This is a genomic window from Kamptonema animale CS-326, assembly GCF_028330895.1.
Lineage (GTDB): Bacteria > Cyanobacteriota > Cyanobacteriia > Cyanobacteriales > Microcoleaceae > Kamptonema > Kamptonema formosum.
On record NZ_JAQMUA010000151.1, the window covers coordinates 1 to 3,494 of the forward strand.

4 protein-coding genes are annotated in these 3,494 nt (G+C 45.5%); 3 read left to right on the forward strand and 1 reads right to left on the reverse strand.

Features of this window, described 5'->3' with window-relative positions; all coding sequences use genetic code 11:
• Positions 1–189 precede the first annotated feature (189 nt).
• Positions 190–603 carry a universal stress protein gene (locus PN499_RS09025; RefSeq protein ID WP_272031464.1) on the reverse strand — a complete coding sequence of 138 codons (414 nt, stop codon included), beginning with the start codon at positions 601–603 and terminating at the stop codon, positions 190–192.
• 187 nt (positions 604–790) lie between these two features.
• Here PN499_RS09025 and PN499_RS09030 point away from each other — a divergent pair, with 187 nt between their 5' ends.
• Genes PN499_RS09030 through PN499_RS09040 form a run of 3 tightly spaced genes read left to right on the forward strand, consistent with a single transcriptional unit; the run spans position 791 to position 3,361 of the window.
• Positions 791–1,990, forward strand: coding sequence for a phosphoglycerate kinase (locus PN499_RS09030; protein ID WP_272031466.1), 1,200 nt, complete (start codon positions 791–793; stop codon positions 1,988–1,990).
• A gap of 50 nt (positions 1,991–2,040) precedes the next feature.
• Positions 2,041–2,622 carry a Uma2 family endonuclease gene (locus PN499_RS09035; RefSeq protein WP_272031467.1) on the forward strand — a complete coding sequence of 194 codons (582 nt, stop codon included), beginning with the start codon at positions 2,041–2,043 and terminating at the stop codon, positions 2,620–2,622.
• 22 nt (positions 2,623–2,644) lie between these two features.
• Positions 2,645–3,361 (forward strand): pentapeptide repeat-containing protein, encoded by a 717-nt coding sequence (locus PN499_RS09040; RefSeq protein WP_272031468.1) that lies wholly within the window; start codon positions 2,645–2,647, stop codon positions 3,359–3,361.
• Positions 3,362–3,494: the final 133 nt, after the last annotated feature.

Genomic DNA, 3,494 nt, shown 5'->3' on the forward strand with positions numbered 1-3,494 from the left:
AGCCACTACTACGAAGTTGATGCGATCGACAGGAGCGCGAAGCGATCGCCAACCCTTGAAATTGCTGAGCGACTCTTAAAAGTTTGCCCTTAAGAATCCCTGCGTCTTCAGACCGGAGAGTGTCAAATATCTCAGGCAATTAACAGTTAACAGTTAACAGTTAACCGTTAACCGTTAACCGTTAACAATTTAGGGAACAATCAAAATCGGACAGGGAGAGAGATTAATCACTCGATTGGTGACGCTATCCGCCGCTCCCTCTTCAGTTAAACCAACTCCCCGACAGCCCATCACAATTAAATCCGCCCCAACCTCATCCGCCACATCACAGATCGTGAAAGCAGGTTTGCCTTCGCGCTCGATAGTTTCGGCTTCGATCCCCTGCTGTGCAAACATAGATTGGGCGCTCTTGAGCAGTTTGGCCACTGCATCAGCAGAAGTCATCTTCTCAGGGGCAGACGATTCGCCCTCCGGTGCGGGCGCTTCCAGCACCGACAGGATAATCAAGCGAGAGCTGTAGTTCTTCACAATTTGAATAACCATTTCAGCAGCTTCGCGGGCTTCTCGGCTTTGATCGACAGGAAATAAAACAGTCTTAAACATGATCGCATCTCCAAGACGCGGACTTCGATAAAATGTTTACGGTGAACCAGTCAGTGGAGCTTGCTCCATCCGCCTGTTTTTTGACTAGACGCGATTTCTCGCGTCGGAGGCCAAGCGTGCGAGTGACCCGCGCCGGCCTAAATTCAAAGGAAGTTAGACAAAAACACACTTAAAGGAGGGTGATCCTGTGACAAAAAAGACTCTAGCAAATTTATCGGCATCAGATTTATCCGGCAAACGGGTACTCGTGCGGGCTGACTTTAATGTGCCGCTCGACAACGGCAACATCACAGATGATACTCGTATCCGGGCTGCTCTGCCCACGATTGAGGATTTAACTTCTAAAGGCGCTAAGGTGATCCTCTGTAGCCACTTCGGTCGTCCCAAGGGCGTGAGTGATAAGCTGCGTTTGACACCTGTGGCGGCGCGTCTCTCGGAATTGCTGGGAAAAGAGGTTAAAAAGCCTAGCGACTGCATCGGTGAGGAAGTAGCTGGGGTTGTGGCAGCGATGCAAGATGGCGATGTAATTTTGCTAGAAAATGTCCGCTTCTACCCAGAAGAGGAGGCGAATGACCCGGAATTTGCGAAAAATTTAGCTTCAGTTGCGGATTTGTACGTGAATGATGCTTTTGGCACGGCTCACCGGGCCCATGCTTCTACGGAGGGAGTGACGAAATATCTCAGTCCTTCGGTGGCCGGGAAGTTGATCGAGAAAGAGTTGGAATACCTGCAAGGCGCGATCGAAAAGCCTCAACGTCCTTTGGCTGCTATTATCGGCGGTTCTAAGGTTTCGAGTAAGATTGGCGTGATTGAAAAGCTGCTAGAAAAATGTGACAAATTGATCTTAGGCGGCGGCATGGTTTTCACTTTTTATAAGGCTCGTGGTTTGAATGTTGGTAAGTCTTTGGTAGAAGATGACAAGCTAGAATTGGCGAAGTCTTTGGAAGCTAAGGCAAAGGAGCGCGGCGTTACTTTCTTGTTGCCTACGGATGTCGTAGTTGCTGATAAGTTTGCGGCTGATGCTAACACTCAAATTGTCAGCGTTGATGCGATTCCTGATGGTTGGATGGGTTTAGATATTGGGCCTGATTCAGTTAAGACTTTCCAAGATGCTTTGGCGGATTGCAAGACGGTAATCTGGAATGGGCCAATGGGCGTGTTTGAGATGGAGAAATTTGCTGCGGGAACGGAAGGGATCGCGCGAACTCTTGCTGGTTTGACTAAGACTGGTACTAGCACTATTATTGGCGGCGGCGACTCGGTTGCGGCTGTAGAAATGTTGAATTTGGGCGCAGAAATGAGCCACATTTCAACTGGTGGCGGTGCAAGTTTGGAGTTGTTGGAAGGTAAGGAATTGCCCGGAATTGCAGCTTTAGACGAGGCTTAATTCGGAGTTTGGGCGGGCTTTGTCCGCCCTACTATTTGGAGGAAAAAACTATGACTTTATCGAATTTAGTTGTGAAAATGCCTTCAACTTTTCAGATGACTGATGACCAGTTTTTTGACTTCTGTCAAATTAATCGGGATTTACGCATTGAACGGACTAAAACAGGAGAAGTAATTATTATGTCGCCCACTGGTTCGGAAACAGGAAACCGTAATAGCGATCTGATTTTTCAGGTGACGCTTTGGGCAAAGAAAGATAAGACTGGTATTACCTTTGACTCTAGTACGGGATTTACATTCTCTTCGGGACAAACTTTTTCACCTGATGTTTCTTGGATTAAGCTAGCAAGATGGAATGCTTTATCGCCAGAACAGCGAGAGAAGTTCGCGCCGATTTGTCCTGATTTTGTGATTGAATTAAGATCGCCTAGCGATAGTTTAAAATCGCTTAAGGAAAAGATGCAGGAGTATATTCAGGAAGGAGTAAAACTGGGTCTTTTGATTGATAGAAAAGCGCGAAAAGTTTATATTTACCGTCCCGAAGTTCCAGAGGAATGTTTAGATAATCCGGCGACGGTTAGCGGTGAGCCGATATTGCCGGGATTTGTGTTAGACTTGAGTGAGATTTGGTAGTCTAATAGAGGTTATGGCGCTTATGAAACTTACAGCATTGGCGATGGCAGGGATTTTAGCACCACTTTCTATAGCAAGTGCTGTCAAAGCGGAGAATCCACAGCACGTTAGGCAATTGCTGGAAACTAGGAGCTGTTATGGCTGCGACTTGAGAAATGCTAATTTGTTTAAGGCTAACCTATTTGAAGCTGATTTGGAAGGAGCGGATTTAAGTGGAGCCAACTTGTATGAAGCTAAGTTAATGGGCGCTAATTTGAGAGGTGCTAACTTATCAAATAGTAACCTATTTAACGCGGATTTATCTAGGGCTAACTTGTGGAGTGCTGACTTGCGGGGAGCTGATTTATCCTACGCTTTTTTGGGAAAAGTAAATTTAATGAGAGCTAATCTCCAAAATGCCAAACTCTATACAGCAAATTTGGGAGAATCTCATCTTAATGGCGCTAATTTATCAAATACGGATTTGAGAAGATCGTCTCTGTTTAGAGTGAATTTGGAAAGGGCTAATTTAAGTGGAGCTGACTTGACTTATACCGATCTGCGAGATACAAATTTGAAAGATGCAGATTTGTCACAGGCAAGGCTTCCTCAAGGACAATTAAGCGGTACAAATATAGATCTTACTTTGCGTGAGAATACTGATTTAAAGAGTACAAATTTGCGCGATACGAGGTTTGGTTCTTTTCCCTGCGTGTTGACTGAGCTTGTATATTGCGTTAATGAGTTGCCGAATCAGTGATTAGTTAGATATTGGTAGATGGAGGTTAGGGCGATACCTCAATATAGGGGTTTTTAGTTGTATGAAAACAGGGTAATTGCTAATGGCTAATTGCTAATTGTAAGGTGGGCGCTCGCCGCAACAAGCCTGTAAA

What these genes read in the sequence shown, in the direction of transcription:
- PN499_RS09040 (WP_272031468.1), top strand. Translation starts at nt 2,645, where the DNA reads ATGAAACTTACAGCATTGGCGATGGCAGGGATTTTAGCACCACTTTCT.
- PN499_RS09035 (WP_272031467.1), top strand. Translation starts at nt 2,041, where the DNA reads ATGACTTTATCGAATTTAGTTGTGAAAATGCCTTCAACTTTTCAGATG.
- PN499_RS09025 (WP_272031464.1), bottom strand. Translation starts at nt 603, where the DNA reads ATGTTTAAGACTGTTTTATTTCCTGTCGATCAAAGCCGAGAAGCCCGC.